Here is a 14,925-nt window from a genome sequence, read left to right as displayed (position 1 = left end):
TTACAAAGTGCAATTAAGCCTATCGTCAGGATGCGATAACAGTCGAGACAATCCCTTAAGACCATAAACCCATACATCATGCAAGGGCTCCCAGGCGATGTCCTACCATCGCCTCAATTCATGAAAGCGTGTTCAAAATCGATTTGGATGCGTCTATAATGTTTCGTAAGACGAACGCGTCTCAAGCATTCAAAGAGTGGTGGTGATGCTGCCGCAGTACCAAAATGCCGCAATGGGAGGCCGAAAACGATGGCAAAATACCGAGCATTGTTAACGTGTTTATTGCTTCTGGTTTTCATGATTAGCGGATGTTCAAGCGGGACTACATCTAACAGCAATACGAAAACGCTAACCCTTTGGTACTGGAACCGGAGTCTGGACGATAACTTGATAAGCGAGGTCCAGAAGCAGTTTCCGGGTATTCGCATCAACGCCCAGAAAATCGGGGGCGACTTCAAATCCAAGCTGAAAACGACTCTCGCTGCCGGAAAAGGCGGCCCGGATATCGTTGCCTTTAACGACTGGGTCACCGAGCTGTTCCCAAGCGCCGACCGCTTCTACAATTTGTACGAGCTTGGAGCAAAAGACATCGAGGGGGACTACCTCGACTGGAAATGGCAGCTTGGGGTCACGCCGAAGGGCGAAATGATCGCCATGCCGATTGACACTGGCCCAACCGCGTTATTTTACCGCGCCGACTTGTTCAAACAAGCGGGGCTCCCAACCGACCCGGAAGAGGTTCACCGGATGATGGGAACTTGGGAAGACTACTTCGCCGCAGGCGAGAAGCTTCAGAAGGCGCTAGGCGGCAAGGTGAAGCTGCTTGACAATATCGGACAGGTGTATAACCAGGTCAATGCGCAGTCGGATAAAATTTATTTTGATAAAAACGAAAACTTCATTGGCGAGGATCCCTCCTCTTCCATGAAGAAAGCATGGGACTTGCGGTTAAAGCCTCGCAAATGGACTTGCTAGCCAATGCAGGCACGTTCTCCACCGAGTGGAACGCGGCGATGAACAACGGCAAGATCGCATCCTACGTGGGAGCAGTGTGGAGTAAACAAATCCTGATGGACGCGGCTCCGGATACGGCGGGCAAGTGGCGCGTCGCGAGGGCTCCGGGCGGAGACGGCAACAACGGCGGCTCTTTCCTTGCCATTATGAAAACGAGCAAATACCCGAAGGAGTCCTTCGAGGTGATGAAGTGGCTGCTGAATTCAGAGAATCAGGTGACCAGCTTCAAGGAACTCAACCTGTTCCCTTCCGCCTCTAAAGCGCTCGATTCGGATGCCATGAAGATGAAAGAGGAGTTTTTCGGCGGTCAAGCTACAGGTGAAATTTTTACGGAGTCCGCCCGCAACGTTAAACCGTCCTATTTCGGAACGAAATACTCCAACCTAAACGGAATCGTGAACCGTGAGCTGTCATCGTATGCCCTTGAAGGAAAAAGCCCGGATAAGGCTTGGAATGATGCGCTTTCCAGAGTAAAAAAGGAGCTGCTGCGTTAAAGAATCATACCATCCCGGCAATGGAGGTAGAATCTGATGGCTCAACCCTTACGGAACCGAACTCAATTCGATCCCGGAAGCTCCATGCGGCTCTCGGAGCGGAAGCGAGGATTAGCGTCTGAAATATGGAAGCACCGGAGAGAATATCTGGCCATTTCTCCTTTTTACATCTTGTTTGCCGTCTTTGGCTTATTTCCGATTCTGTTCTCGATGTATCTTTCTTTCCAGAGATGGGACGGCATTGGCGTGATGACCTATAACGGTCTCAACAATTATCAATTTATGGTTACCGATCCCGAATTCTGGAAAGCGGTAGGCAATACGATCCTGATCTGGATTTATTCGACCATTCCGATGCTGTTCTTCGCGCTTATCATCGCGTTTTTGCTTAATGCGTCGTTCACGAGGTTCCGCACCTTCTTCCGAATCGGCTTCTTCTTGCCGAACGTCACTTCACTTGTTGCGGTTGCCATTGTGTTCAGCACGGTATTCTCCAATAATTACGGGCTTCTGAACTATGTACTGTCCCTATTCGGACTTTCCCCCGTGGAATGGCTGAACAAAACCTGGGGCATCCAGCTGGCCGTGTCCATCATGGTTATCTGGCGCTGGGTCGGATACAATGCCATCATTTATTTGGCGGGACTCCAGAGCATTCCTACCGTCCTCTATGAGGCAGCCAAAATTGACGGAGCCACGGGCATCCAGTCCTTCTTCCGCATTACGATCCCGAACTTGCGGCCTATCATCCTGTTTACCGTCATTACTTCCACCATCGGAGGCATGCAGATCTTCACCGAATCGCAGGTGCTCGTCGGTAACGACGGAGGCGTTAGCGGAGGGGGGCTTACCATCGTTCTCTACCTGTACAGGGAGGCATTCGTGAACAATTACTTCGGCTACGGTTCCGCCGTCGGCTGGGGCATGTTCATATTGATTGCCCTCTTCTCGATCTTCAACTGGCGGGTCGTTCAGGGCGGCGGTGCCAAAGATGAATAAACGGGGTGATACGCATGGTTAAAAGGAAGTCTGCCATCCTGCTCTATTTCGGGCTTATTATTGGACTTGTCATTTCCATCTTTCCTTTTTACTGGCTGGCTGTCATGGCCACGCGTACGACCGCGGAAATATACAGCTTCCCGCCAAAGTTTTGGTTCGGGACGCATTTTATAAGCAACATAACGCGGGTATTCGATAACGTCGATTTCTTCGGCGCGTTTCTCAACTCGCTGTTCGTGGCCGCCTGCAGCACCTTACTGGTGTTGTTCTTTGATTCCCTGGCTGGCTTTACTTTTGCTAAATTCAATTTCCCGGGCAAAAAATGGCTGTTTGTCCTGCTGCTCGCAACGATGATGGCACCGTCGCAGCTCTCGCTCGTTCCTTCCTTCGTCATCATGGCGAAGTTCGGGTGGGTAGGCTCCTTCAAGGCGCTGATTATTCCCGGCATGGCCAATGCATTCGGCATTTTCTGGATCCGCCAATACGCGCAGGAAGCCGTTCCATCCGAGCTGCTCGATGCCGGACGTATCGACGGCTGCGGTTACTTTCGGCTCTACTGGAACGTCGCCATCCCCATCCTTCGTCCGGCATTGTCTTTCCTGGGGGCGTTTACCTTCATCGGTTCCTGGAACGATTATCTCTGGCCGCTGATTATTCTGAACGATGAAAGTAAATTTACGCTGCAGGTGGCTCTCTCCTCCCTGAACGGAATTTATGTGACCGATTATGCAATGGTCGTCGCGGGCACGCTGCTGGCGGTAATCCCGCTAATCGTCCTGTTCCTGTTTGTCAGCAAGCAGTTTATTTCCGATATGCGGCAGGCGCGATCAAAAGCTGAACACGCCGTATGGCTAATTAGAATAACTCCTGAAGAAGACAAAGAGCTATCCAAGAAGCAGTTGCTTCGAGGATAGCTCTTTTCGTTCCTCCGGGTGAACATCCTACTGTCGGTGTAAACTCGAAGTCCGGTGGTTTCCGCCAGCGATTTCGGTTATCGCCTTATGCAGGTATGCGTTCAAGTCGGCTCCAAAATGTCCGGCTCTCAAGAATGCGATCAGATCCTTCTTCCCAATAACGCCGTCCGCGTCAAAATCGGCCCTGGGATCGTAATGGAGCTGCCCTCGTTTCGTCCCGTAGGCGCGCAGAAATTCGATCACATCCTGCCAATTGACCTGACCATTGCCGTCGAGGTCAGTCGTTGGTTCAGGATCCGTTCCGGGGTCAGTACCTGGATCCGTACCCGGGTCGGTTCCTGGATCCGTTCCTGGATCAGTGCCAGGATCGGTTCCTGGATCGGTTCCTGGATCCGTTCCTGGATCAGTGCCTGGATCTGTACCTGGATCCGTTCCTGGATCAGTGCCCGTTACCTCGTACCAAGCGGTACCGAGATAAACCTGCCACCCGTCCTTCCAATGTACCTTCGCTTTATCCGTGACGATCCGCTCGGACGGCAGCCTGCCATCCTCTTGCAGACGGCTCAGCCAGATGCCGCCGTCGTAGGTGTAAGCGGCTTCGCCCGCAGCCGATAGCGCAACGAAATGACTGTCGGCAGTGCTGGTCGGAGTCAACCGCTCTTCCACTCCGGCAGGCGAACGCAGCCATAGCTGCTTCTGCCCGGCCTCCGTATATACCGTATAGGCAATCCAGCCGCCTGCCGTCAGATAATCCCCCGTCACGGTAGATGCGCCAACAAGCGCATCCGTAACGCCATTCCGATCGATAACAAGCTGGGAGCTGTTCGTCGATTGGTCATCCCGTGCATAGAGCAGCACGCCGCCGTCCATAACCGGTGAGCGGTAGGTGAATCCATCGTTTGGCGTAATTTGCGCAGCCGCGCCCTCCGCGTACCGGAATAGCTTGCCCTCTCGCGCAAACACAAGCGTGCCTTGATCGTCCAGCGCATAATCGAAACGGTCGGTGAAGCCGACGGAGACCGTATCGCCGGATGCGGTGTTCGCAAGCATCAACTCGCGAAGTCCTCCTCCCGGCGCATGGTAGGCAGCCCAATCTCCATTCACGCGAATATCGTCCCCTGCAAGGGATTGCAGCTGGCCGTTCCGCCATACGAAACGCGAATAGTTACCCAGCGGGTCGAGGCCTTTCCGATAGTAGCCGTCGGGCAAGTCTAAGCCGGTTGCATCAAACGCGCTGCCCATAGCGCCTCCGGGGATTAGCCGGACGTTTAACTGCGTCTGTTCCGCTACGAGCAGCGGCAGCGTCTCCACTTCGTTCGTATCCCGGTGGCGAATGCGCAGACGGTGATCGTAGGCATTCCATAGCAGCGTGCGAGAAGTGTCCGTATCCAGCACAAGGCCCGCTTCCTTCGAGACGGTCGTCAGGTTCGAGACATCCTCGACGTAGATCGGATAGGACTGCGTGCTGGTCAACCCGCTGGAGTCTGTGGCGTTAAGCTGCACGGTAGCCGGCTGACCGAGCCACTGTTCCGCGGAAATCGTCTCGGTAAGCGCGTTTGTACCGGATAGCAGCAGCTTTCCGTTGATGCTAAACTTCAGACTGCTGCAACCCGAGCCGGGATTATCGTCGGTGCAAGAAACGTTGACCGCCAGGTTCGGGTCAGCGACTTCGAACGGAATCGGCGCATCCGGTTGAATTACAGGATTTTGGTTGTGTTTGAGCGCGATGGCGAGCGGAGCGCTGGAGATGCCATCGACGTCAACCGCGGAAAGCGTCAAAGCGAAATTTCCCCAAGGAAGCGAAGAGACGTCGACCCAGCCGGTGTATTCGCAGGACGATCCGCAGACGCCGGCCTGCTTCGTCAAGCTGACCGCCGGCATGCTGGCCGCCGTGGCCTTGGTTTCGACAATGGGCACTTGAGAGTTGACCGTAACGCGAACAAAGAAGCGGTCTTGCACGAAGGAATCAGCCACCGGAGTCGTTACCACAAGTCGCGGTACCGAAGCGGCGCGTGCAGGCTGAACATGAATATAGACGAGGCCGAGAAGCAGCAGGACGGCCATCGCCGCTTTCGCGAGCTGTCGTCCATGTTTGATCCTAGTGTTCGAATTCATCATTTTTTGACTTTCCTCCTTGTCGATCTGAACATAGTCCTGTATGTAAAGCGCCGCAAACGAAGCTCTGAAAAACAGGTAAACTTTTCCTTTTGCTTGCGCAAGACTATTATGCCTGTCCAATCAGGGCCCGTACATAGGGAGATGCCCCTATATAGAAGGACTATTTTGCAGGGCCTAAATCGTCACGGCAGCGGGACTATTCGGATGCACAAGCGGGTGACAAGATTCGACAATTAGTTAACATAACAAAAATAAAAAAAGCCGCAATTTGTGCGACTTTCATTTTACTGATTTTTCATTTTATCCAGCGTTTCCAGGTACAGCACTTGAAGAAATTTCTTGATGTTGACTTTGCGCTTCTCCTGCGGGCATTTCTCGTCGATCTCTCTCATCTTGAGACGCACGTCTTCGAAGTCGAAATAAAGCGGCGCGTAATGCTCGAACTTCGGGTGGCCGTAATCCGTGAGCCCAATGCTCGCCAAGTTGGATAATGCGGCAATGACGGTCCGGCGAACGCGCTGCTCGACCGCCTTCCCTTCCTTCTCGATATCGCTGCCCTCTGGCTTGCTCGCCCGGGCTCCGACCTCGTACAGCAATTTCAGTGGCGGAAAACCGCCGCCCTGATGCCGCCCAATCAGCCATGACGTCATCTCGATGATGTCATGGCTTCCGCTCTCCCCAACGATCCCCATGTCCATCAAGATCATCCGCATGGTTTCTTTGGCATCATGCTTCCTCCGCGTGCCCGCGTGCTCCGAATTCAGTTCATCCAGCTTCGCGATCGACTGTTTGATTTCCTTCAAATAACGGGCCATTCGCCATTGCTCGCTTACTTTACCAAGCACGGCCTTCACTTCCACCCGGTTAATCGGCTTCTGGATATAAAATTCTATGCCCGCTTGATACGCTTTGCTGATCATCTCTTTGTTCTCGATCTGCGAAATCATGACATACTTGCCGTCGTACCCTTCCTGTTTCAGCCGCGCGATCGTTTCGATTCCGTCCTGGTCCGGCATCAATAAATCAATGAGCACGACATCGGGGTTCTCGTCCAGTACAAGCCGCTTCCCTTCTACGCCGCCCGACGCCATGCCGCGCACCTCGCCAACGCCGCCTTTCTCGATAATCGTCTGCAGCATGCGTCTGCTTACCGCATCGTCATCGACAATACAGAAAGATAGCATTGCGCCTACACTCCCTTCTTCAACTTAACGGTCGGAAAAGCCGCGATGAACGTGGTTTCAGCTTCCCGCCCATGTTCCATCAGGAGGAATCTGCCCGTGAACGAGCCAACGATATCTCGGACATGCGAGAGGCCTATGCCGGTCGCAGCGACGCCTTCCTGGTTGAACTTGGTCGTAAACCCGGGCTCGAACACCATATCTTGATCCTGCTCGGCAATGCCCGTTCCCGTATCGCTGACGATAAACAAGGTTTCACCTTCGCGTTCGCTTACGCGGATACGTATCGTTCCATGCCGCTCGATTGCTTCGACCGAGTTGGCCGCCAAATTGTTAAGTACGGTGATTAAAGGTATGTAATGTGCGGTCAGGTAATCATTCCCGACGTCCTTCTCGATTCGAACCTCTTTTTTAAGCATCCTGCTGTATTCGCCGTTCGACTTAATCACAAGCTCGACGATTTCCGCCAAGGTCATTTCCGGAGCGCTCTCCAAGTCTGCCAGCTTCATCAGTCCCGCAAGGATTCGCTGCGAATCCTTCTTCACTTCGTGGATCTGCTGGGTAATCTCGAGAACGGACCGGCTGTAGCCGTTCAGCCCTTCTTGATTCAGTAGTCCGTACAGATCATGGCTCTTTGCGGTAATCCGTTCAATTACATCCATCGATTTGCGCAAATAGAATACCTCGCCATAAAGCCCGCTGCCGACATTGATCATTTGTTCGATTCGTTTTTGCTGTTCGGCGTGAACGCTCCGCATTTGGTGCACGGCGATGCTGCTGTAGATGCCCGTCGTAAAATAGCTGCGCACTACGGCGATGACCGGTATCAACATCCATTGATTGGTTTGAAAATACGGCAGCCCGAAAGCGACGCTTCGCATCAGCAGCTCCGCCTCATTGGAGACAAAGTCGATCAGCGACACGCACGCGCCGAGAATAAGCGGATTCATTTGATGCAATCTGCGTTGAATGAGAGCCATTCCGGCCGCAAAGACAATGTAATAGAGCATGGCGGAGAAGTGCGTCTTTAAGCTGCCCAGCAGATAGAACGTGCCGGGAGAGGCTGCTCCGTCAAAAGTTACCCGAAACAGAAGTACCGTCGCGCCTGCGGCAATCCCCGTCCGCCAATATGGAAGATGGCTCATGAGCAGAAGCAAGAAGAGAAAGGCGCTGCTGCCAAGACCGATGCGAAAGACCTCGCCGCTGAACGGATTGATTTTGAATTCCCCGGCAACCGCTACGACGATGGCAACGACGGTCATTTGCATGCTTTCCGATTTGGACCAATTTGTTATGGCTATAGGAATGACCCCCATCGGAATTTAAAGTCCGAGGATGCTTAACCCCACTTATTTTCCAGGCGCTTAGCCGCAAGCGACAGCGCGTAATTGACCGTAAAATACAGGACGGCCACTAGTGCGAGAATCGGAAGGGTGTAATCGAAATTTTGGGCGATGACGATCTTGGAATTATGCATCAGCTCGGGAAGGGAGATGACGATGGCTAGCGATGTGTCCTTGAGCAGGGAGATAAACTGGCTTACGATTGGCGGCACCATGCGCCGCAATCCCTGCGGGAGCACGATATGCCACACCGTTTGCGTGTAAGTGAGTCCCGACGAACGGGCGGCTTCGACCTGGCCTATCGGGATGGAGCTTAGTCCGCTGCGCACGATTTCCGAGATCATGGCGGCTTCGAATACAGCCAGCCCAACGATGGCTGAGCTCATGACCCCCAGCTTGAGACCGACGTCCGGCATCGCGAAATAGGTGAAAAACAAAATTAACAACAGCGGCAGATTGCGGATAAACTCGACGATTACGCCGAGGATGCGGGATACGACCGGAATTCTCATATAGCGAAGCGTTCCGGTGATGCTGCCCAGCACGAAGCTCAGCACGATCGCGATGAAAGCAACCCAGAGCGTGATGCCGAAGCCTTTCATGATGAAGATGAGATTATGGTATGAGAAAGCGCCAGCAATGTCCATCCGCCGATCCTCCTAAAAGTTATTTGCGAATCTTGCGGTTCAACTTGTTCTGTTGCATAATGCGGAACTCTATCCGTTCTTGGCCAACCTTCGTTCGAGCTTCAGCGCCGCAAAGCTTAAAGGAATGGTCAGAACGAGATACAGCGCCGCAACAAAGATATAAGTATCAAAGGTCGCGTACGTCTTGCTCGCCACCTGATCGCCGTAATACATCAAGTCGAATCCGGCGAAGACGCCAAGAATCGACGAGTTTTTCACGAGGTTTATGAATTGGTTGCTGAGCGGCGGAATGACGATTTTAACGGCTTGCGGAAGCACGACATGCCGCATCGTCTGCGTATACGTCAATCCCGAAGCTCTGGCCGCCTCCGTCTGTCCGGTCGGAATGCTCATGATGCCCGCCCGGATTGCTTCGGCAACAAAGGAAGCGGTATATACCGTTAGTCCGACCGTGCCGCAGATGAAGCCGCTTAACGTCACGCCAAGCGAAGGCAAGCCGTAATAAAACACAAAAACGACTAGCAAAAGCGGTATATTCCGAACAAACTCGACGTAAGCCGTCCCGATCCATCTGAGCGGCTTGACGGACGATATGCGGAATACGGCGATGATCGTCCCAAGAGCGAAGCTGCCGAGTAAAGCAACGACGCTCGACCAGATCGTGTTGACAAACCCTTTCATATAGATTTCGAAGTTGTCTGTAAAAATCGATATGTCCGGCATGCTACTCCCTCCCGCTATTTCCCGTTATGCAGAGGATGGGCAGCGATTGGCCACCCATCCTCTTGTTCGCAGACCCTTATTCCCCGGACGGCGCTTTGCCGATCCATTTCTCGTAAATCTTATCGTATTCGCCGTTGTCGTGAAGCTTCTTCAATCCAGCATTTACGCTATTCAGAAGATCGGTTGCGCCTTTCTTGATCGCAATGCCGTACGGCTCGTCGGTGAACGGTTCCCCGACAACCTCGTAGTTCGGGTCCTGAACGGCCATGCCGTACAAAATCGCGTTATCGGTGGTCAGCGTGTCGCCTTGACCGGCTTTGAGCGCGCTGAACGCGTCCTGGTAATTATCGAACTCCAGGATGGTCGCGTCCGGCGCCTTCGCTTTGATGTTGTCGACCGAGGTCGAGCCTTTCACGGCCAATACTTTCGTGCCTTTCTTGATGTCGTCAATGCTCTTGATCGGACTTCCTTTCTTCACCAGAAGGGATTGACCAGCCTTAAAGTACACATCGGAGAAATCGACTTCTTTCTTGCGCTCCTCCGTAATCGTCATCGTGGCGACGATCATATCGATATCGTTATTGTTCAACATCGGAATGCGCGTTTTGGAAGTAACTTCTTTCAGCTCGATCTTGGTTTCGTCGCCGAGAATCTCCTTGGCGAGCGCCTTGGCGATGTCGACGTCAAAGCCCTCGACGCTGCCGCTCGCCGGATCCTTCAAGCCGAACAGCTTCGTGTCATACTTAACGCCGACAACGAGTTTCCCTCGGTTCTTGATGCTCTCCAGCGCCGAAGCCGATCCGGACGCTGACTCCCCGTTCGCGCCGTTGCCGTCCCCTCCTTCTTTGCTGCTGCATCCGGCCAACAATGCAGTAGCAAGAAACGTTAGCGCGATGCCAAGCGTCATCCAACTTTTTTTCTTCATAGATAGAAACCCCTCTCCATAATAGGATTGCATGGTTTTGGCAATAAGGCTCGCCCTAACGCAAGACGTTAGTGGCGCAGAACGCGATTGAGGAACAAACGCGCCCGTTCTTCCCGAGGCTGCTCGAAGAATTCCTCCGGCGGAGAGATTTCAACGATTTGCCCTTTGTCCATAAAGACAACGCGGTCCGCCACTTCCCGCGCGAAACCCATCTCGTGCGTAACGACGACCATCGTCATCCCTTCTTGCGCCAAGGTCTTCATGACGTCCAGAACCTCGCCTACCATCTCCGGATCAAGCGCGGAGGTAGGCTCATCGAAAAGCATAATCTTTGGCTTCATGGCGAGTGCCCTGGCGATTGCCACGCGCTGTTGCTGTCCCCCGGACAGCTGCGAAGGAAACGCGCCCGCTTTGTCCTCGATGCCGACTTTCTCCAAATACATCTTGGCCGTTTCCACCGCATGCGGCTTTGGCACGCCGAGCGACTTCATCGGAGCGAGCGTAATATTGTCGATCACTTTCATATGCGGATAAAGATTGAAGTGCTGGAACACCATACCGATTTCCCGCCGCAGCTTGTTGATGTCGGTTTTCTTATCGGCGACGTCAACATCATTGACGGTCAGACGACCGCTCGTGATCGCTTCCAACCGGTTGACGCAGCGCAGAAGGGTACTTTTTCCCGAGCCGGAAGGCCCGACCACAACGACCACCTCACCTTGCGCGACTCGAAGATCGATGCCTTTTAGCACATGAAAATCGCCATAATGCTTCTCCACTTGTTGAAATTCAATCAACGCAATCCCCCTATCCGTTGCCCTGCCCTATCTGATGGACAGGCTGTGTTAGGTTAGATAACATACTGTGTAGACAACTATATTGAAAACCTACGAAATCCTAACGAATCCTACATCAAATTCATGAATTTTTTTTACAAACGAATGCGATTCCACCCTAATAACAACGTCAAAAAAGCCCCCGTCGCCGGGAGCCTCTTGATACGTTAATCCTATTTCTTTCTTGATTGCAATCAATAGGTCGGAAAAATTGTAATGTTTGCTAGACTTTTCTCCCCGGGCGACAAGCTTGGATCCGTCATCGCCAGCTCCCAGCGATGGGTCAAATCGCTGTTGAAGACGAGCGACGAGAAATCGTACATCTGCGACTGCGCCATGTTGATGAATGAGCCGTACTCGTCCATTTTTTCTAATGCTGACGATTCGACATAGGAGCGGATGATCGTACGCGATTCTTTGAATAGCAGCAGCGTCATGACGCCGAAGGAGAGCACGAACAGCAGGACAAATGCGGTGATCAGGCGGCTTTTGAGCGAATACTGCATACGAGACACTCCTTTGTTAGTGCAGCGAATATAAGTCAATTGGCCGCATCCACGTATTCTTCCTTCTTAGCTTGGCGAACGAGGATGATAATCCGAACCTGTACGATGAAAGCTCCCGCTCCGATAATTATCAAATTGTTTCGCAATCCACCTGAAGCATTATTCCTGATATAATGAAAATGGTATAAATTTGAAATTGCATTGGGTGGAGGGGATTAATCTGAAGCCGTCCGGCAAGTACATCTTAATTGCTTTCGCTGCGTTATTCGTTGTGGCGACTGTCTTGATCGTGCAGCGATATTATTCTCACGAGAAGCTTTCTGATTACACGTTAGTTAATGAGGGTGTTGTCGTTACTAAAGAATTTAACGTTAAATCCCATACTGCACATCAAAATACATCGGCAAAAGGATCTATTTTTGTATGGGGCGACAAAGGAATCGCTGAGCGTATGCGGATTGTTGCGTCATTTGAGATTGATCAAAAGGATTTCGGAGGTCTAACTGTTTACATTCCGAAGAAATGGTATATTGCCAATATTCTTAGTAGTTACCCCGAGAATCAAAAAACAACTCTATCCCCATACGCTTCCATTGGAGATATGAGCCTGGGTGATGAATGGAGAAATCAGGTTGTAGTTGGCGTAAATTATTTAGGTGAACCTTCAGGAGGAGGAACTGGAACGATAGTAATTGATTTAGTATCTGATCGAAAAACAATCTTACCATCGGAGAATTTCAACATTATGGTTGCTGTGGGTTCCGATACGAATCCAAAAAATGGTGCAAGGTCAATAGGAGTAGATTTCATTAAGATTCCTATCTCTGTAGGCGCTGAGAACTAATCATCGCGTGATATTACCCTTACTTCAATTAAAAATGGCAGCTGATTCTCAGATCAGCTGCCGCCATGTTTACTATTTCCTCGATAGTTTAACGTTGGTTCTTTCCGCGAATACCAATTCATTACAGCAGCTGCGCAATCTCCCACACATGCCCGTCCGGATCGGCAAAACAAGCCGTTCGCCGCCCCCAAGGGCGCGTTATCGGTCCATTCAATAACTTAACCCCTAACGCTTCCAGCTCATCGCATACCCTGTCAACGTCTGGTACTTGGATCGTGAACTGAAACCGCGCGCCATCTCCATAGCGACCAACTTGCGCGGGCTCAATCAACTCGCGGGCATTCGATTGATTTAACAGATTGATGCTTGTATTGCCATAATCGAATACCGCACAGCTTTCATCTTCATATATGATTGCAAGTTTGAACGTCTCTTGATAGAATGCCTTCGACCGATGCAAATCTTCTACAAACAATGTAATTTCGGTAATTTTGTTCGTCCAGTCAACTATTGCCATCGCCTCCGACCATATTTGCATTTTTTTACAGTACATGTTTGATCATACGAATAGCCCGTTCCATTGTCAATGTTAACGCTTCATATGCAGGTAATAAGAAATCTACAGCAAGCGGTCAAGAAGTGCGCGAAGTGGGCTAACTTCACCGGAATGCAGCTTGAATCGTTCTTGGATGGCGCGAAAATCAGTGTTGTCACTGATCTGGTCGACGCCACCAAACTTATAGGCAGCCAGTTTTTTTAGAGATGAATCCTCTATCTTTGACACTAATGCATCTGCAAAACGATTACCGCCGATTACCGAAAACGGTCGATTGAAAAAGAGATTCACATTTGCATCTAACGGTTCGGTCAATTGGAGATTGTTATGCATCTGTGCAACAATTTGATAAGTTTTTGCCAGCGCTAGCTCACGCTCTCGCCACTCTTTTGCGTGTTGTACTGCTGTAAGAAGAGGTAATAACTCCTTTGAACAATAAAGTTCCCGGAAGGCGGTTCCGAACCACTTAGGATAAGGAGCATAGCGCCGTTCGATTAGGAAACATAATCCCATTATATCCCTAATTAGTCGAGACGCTATAATGGAAGACCCCAGTTCATCTCCCACAAAGCCTGCTCTGGGCATAAGATGCTCCTCCTGTCCGATACGGCTCCAAACCGAAGCCATCAGAAAGAGCCAAACATCCTGAGGATAATAATTCAAAAGCTTACGAGCGATCGTCAGCTCGCCGGGATCATCCCGGAAGACGGTTCCACTTGTAAGCTCTGCCAAAGTCTGCGAAGGGACAGTAAGCCAATCTAGCAATTCCATTCCCGCGAACACGCTGGAGAATGGAAGCCCTAATCGGCTACCGAAATAAGAAGAGACCGTAGTAACAATTGTCTGATCGACATTGAGCGTATAACCGTTAAACGTTGCAGGGGCTTCCTTATGTAGGGCTGCAAGAATGGCTTCCCGCTGATATACGTCGGCTTCCCGGATAAATATCAACACACGGGGGCCCCAGTCATGGTCGCGCGACATCGGTGTATCAAACCCCAGAACCTCGCTGCCCGGGCCTAATAGCGCTGAAGAATACAATAAAGCAGGCATAGCAGACGAAAGGCGAGGCAAGATATAATCTTCATAAAATAATTGGCTTAACTGAACTCCTGTGGTATGGCCATTCACAATTTGAAGCCCCTTTCCTCAAGGTTAGGCGTAGATAGAGGTTATAAACTCAAATATTCATATAGACGACATAACATGGAAATTGTTGCGCTATTCCTCAGTTAAGAAAACGACAGCGACAAGAATAAAAGACAGCCCGCCGGGAATTCCCGGCAGGCTGAGCAAAACAGAATAAAGCGTCAGATTTTGAACATCCCCATTAAAGGCATAATCGTCTTCACCATATTAAGTCCGACTTGGACAGTCGGCAGCATTTGTTTAAAAGATCCGAAAAAACCGCTCTGCTGCCCTCCACCTGCTTGCCCTGAAGGGCCTTCCGAATTTTCTTGTTTTGTTTGTACTCCCGCTCCAGAAAAACCCGAAGGACCGGATAACATCGGCTTAAATAAGCCTGACGCCATTGAACCAAAAGAATTGAGCGCGCCGATCCCCCCTATCAAGGAATCCAACAGTCCCGATACTTGGACTTCGGGTGTCTTGGAACGATCGGAAAGATTCACTTTCCCGCAACTTCTGGTTTCGGAAAGGATTAGCTGATGGTCATGAACGGCTTGAACCGTGCCGACATAACAGTTACCGTCATTTAACAACACGCAAACGGGCTGCCCGATACAACGGTTAGCTTTGTTGACCGCACGAACTCTTCCCTCGGGTTTTCTTTGTTTAGGAGCTTTCCTGGATACCATCGTGAACC

At 51.2% G+C, this 14,925-nt stretch carries 15 protein-coding genes and 1 pseudogene; 5 read left to right on the top strand and 11 right to left on the bottom strand.

Annotation, left to right across the window (positions count from 1 at the left end; translation table 11 throughout):
- Positions 1-249: 249 nt before the first annotated feature.
- From PJDR2_RS33510 to PJDR2_RS14580, 4 genes and pseudogenes are all read left to right on the top strand, one after another.
- Positions 250-975: an ABC transporter substrate-binding protein gene (locus PJDR2_RS33510; RefSeq protein WP_265525136.1), complete on the top strand. Its 726-nt coding sequence runs from the start codon at positions 250-252 to the stop codon at positions 973-975.
- Positions 936-1,508, top strand: a complete 573-nt coding sequence (locus PJDR2_RS33505) for an extracellular solute-binding protein (RefSeq protein WP_265525135.1) — start codon at positions 936-938, stop codon at positions 1,506-1,508. The genes PJDR2_RS33510 and PJDR2_RS33505 overlap by 40 nt, the downstream gene beginning before the upstream one ends.
- A 36-nt stretch (positions 1,509-1,544) precedes the next feature.
- Entirely contained in the window at positions 1,545-2,507 is a 963-nt protein-coding gene (locus PJDR2_RS14585; protein ID WP_015844474.1) for a carbohydrate ABC transporter permease, read from the top strand.
- Positions 2,508-2,521: 14 nt separating this feature from the next.
- A pseudogene (locus PJDR2_RS14580) lies at positions 2,522-3,345 on the top strand (carbohydrate ABC transporter permease).
- Between the two features lie 103 nt (positions 3,346-3,448).
- Here PJDR2_RS14580 and PJDR2_RS14575 read toward each other — a convergent pair.
- The 8 genes from PJDR2_RS14575 to PJDR2_RS14540 form a co-directional block, all read right to left on the bottom strand.
- Entirely contained in the window at positions 3,449-5,539 is a 2,091-nt protein-coding gene (locus PJDR2_RS14575; protein WP_015844472.1) for a hypothetical protein, read from the bottom strand.
- A gap of 284 nt (positions 5,540-5,823) precedes the next feature.
- Positions 5,824-6,723 carry a response regulator gene (locus PJDR2_RS14570; RefSeq protein WP_015844471.1) on the bottom strand — a complete coding sequence of 300 codons (900 nt, stop codon included), beginning with the start codon at positions 6,721-6,723 and terminating at the stop codon, positions 5,824-5,826.
- A 5-nt stretch (positions 6,724-6,728) separates the two neighbouring features.
- Positions 6,729-7,982: a sensor histidine kinase gene (locus PJDR2_RS14565; RefSeq protein WP_265525134.1), complete on the bottom strand. Its 1,254-nt coding sequence runs from the start codon at positions 7,980-7,982 to the stop codon at positions 6,729-6,731.
- 77 nt (positions 7,983-8,059) lie between these two features.
- Positions 8,060-8,710 (bottom strand): amino acid ABC transporter permease, encoded by a 651-nt coding sequence (locus PJDR2_RS14560; RefSeq protein WP_015844469.1) that lies wholly within the window; start codon positions 8,708-8,710, stop codon positions 8,060-8,062.
- A 69-nt stretch (positions 8,711-8,779) separates the two neighbouring features.
- A complete protein-coding gene (locus PJDR2_RS14555; RefSeq protein ID WP_015844468.1) occupies positions 8,780-9,433 on the bottom strand; it encodes an amino acid ABC transporter permease in 654 nt (217 codons plus the stop codon).
- Between the two features lie 76 nt (positions 9,434-9,509).
- Positions 9,510-10,358, bottom strand: coding sequence for a glutamate ABC transporter substrate-binding protein (locus tag PJDR2_RS14550; protein WP_015844467.1), 849 nt, complete (start codon positions 10,356-10,358; stop codon positions 9,510-9,512).
- Positions 10,359-10,426: 68 nt separating this feature from the next.
- Positions 10,427-11,155: an amino acid ABC transporter ATP-binding protein gene (locus tag PJDR2_RS14545; protein WP_015844466.1), complete on the bottom strand. Its 729-nt coding sequence runs from the start codon at positions 11,153-11,155 to the stop codon at positions 10,427-10,429.
- 233 nt (positions 11,156-11,388) lie between these two features.
- Positions 11,389-11,700 (bottom strand): hypothetical protein, encoded by a 312-nt coding sequence (locus PJDR2_RS14540; RefSeq protein WP_015844465.1) that lies wholly within the window; start codon positions 11,698-11,700, stop codon positions 11,389-11,391.
- Between the two features lie 190 nt (positions 11,701-11,890).
- Here PJDR2_RS14540 and PJDR2_RS14535 point away from each other — a divergent pair, with 190 nt between their 5' ends.
- Positions 11,891-12,544 carry a hypothetical protein gene (locus tag PJDR2_RS14535; RefSeq protein ID WP_041613454.1) on the top strand — a complete coding sequence of 218 codons (654 nt, stop codon included), beginning with the start codon at positions 11,891-11,893 and terminating at the stop codon, positions 12,542-12,544.
- 121 nt (positions 12,545-12,665) lie between these two features.
- On the opposite strand, the gene PJDR2_RS14530 is transcribed toward PJDR2_RS14535, so the two are convergent.
- The 3 genes from PJDR2_RS14530 to PJDR2_RS14520 all read right to left on the bottom strand — a co-directional run bounded on the left by PJDR2_RS14530 (position 12,666) and on the right by PJDR2_RS14520 (position 14,917).
- On the bottom strand, positions 12,666-13,061 hold the full coding sequence (locus PJDR2_RS14530) for a VOC family protein (protein WP_049790048.1): 396 nt from the start codon (positions 13,059-13,061) through the stop codon (positions 12,666-12,668).
- Positions 13,062-13,163: 102 nt separating this feature from the next.
- Complete coding sequence (locus tag PJDR2_RS14525; RefSeq protein WP_015844462.1) at positions 13,164-14,231, bottom strand: DUF4037 domain-containing protein; 1,068 nt, start codon at positions 14,229-14,231, stop codon at positions 13,164-13,166.
- A 179-nt stretch (positions 14,232-14,410) separates the two neighbouring features.
- On the bottom strand, positions 14,411-14,917 hold the full coding sequence (locus PJDR2_RS14520; protein ID WP_015844461.1) for a hypothetical protein: 507 nt from the start codon (positions 14,915-14,917) through the stop codon (positions 14,411-14,413).
- Positions 14,918-14,925 lie beyond the last annotated feature (8 nt).

Origin of the sequence: Paenibacillus sp. JDR-2 (assembly GCF_000023585.1) — a bacterium.
Lineage (GTDB): Bacteria > Bacillota > Bacilli > Paenibacillales > Paenibacillaceae > Pristimantibacillus.
Note: the sequence above shows the minus strand (reverse complement) of the source record. Positions and strands in the feature narration are given on the sequence as shown.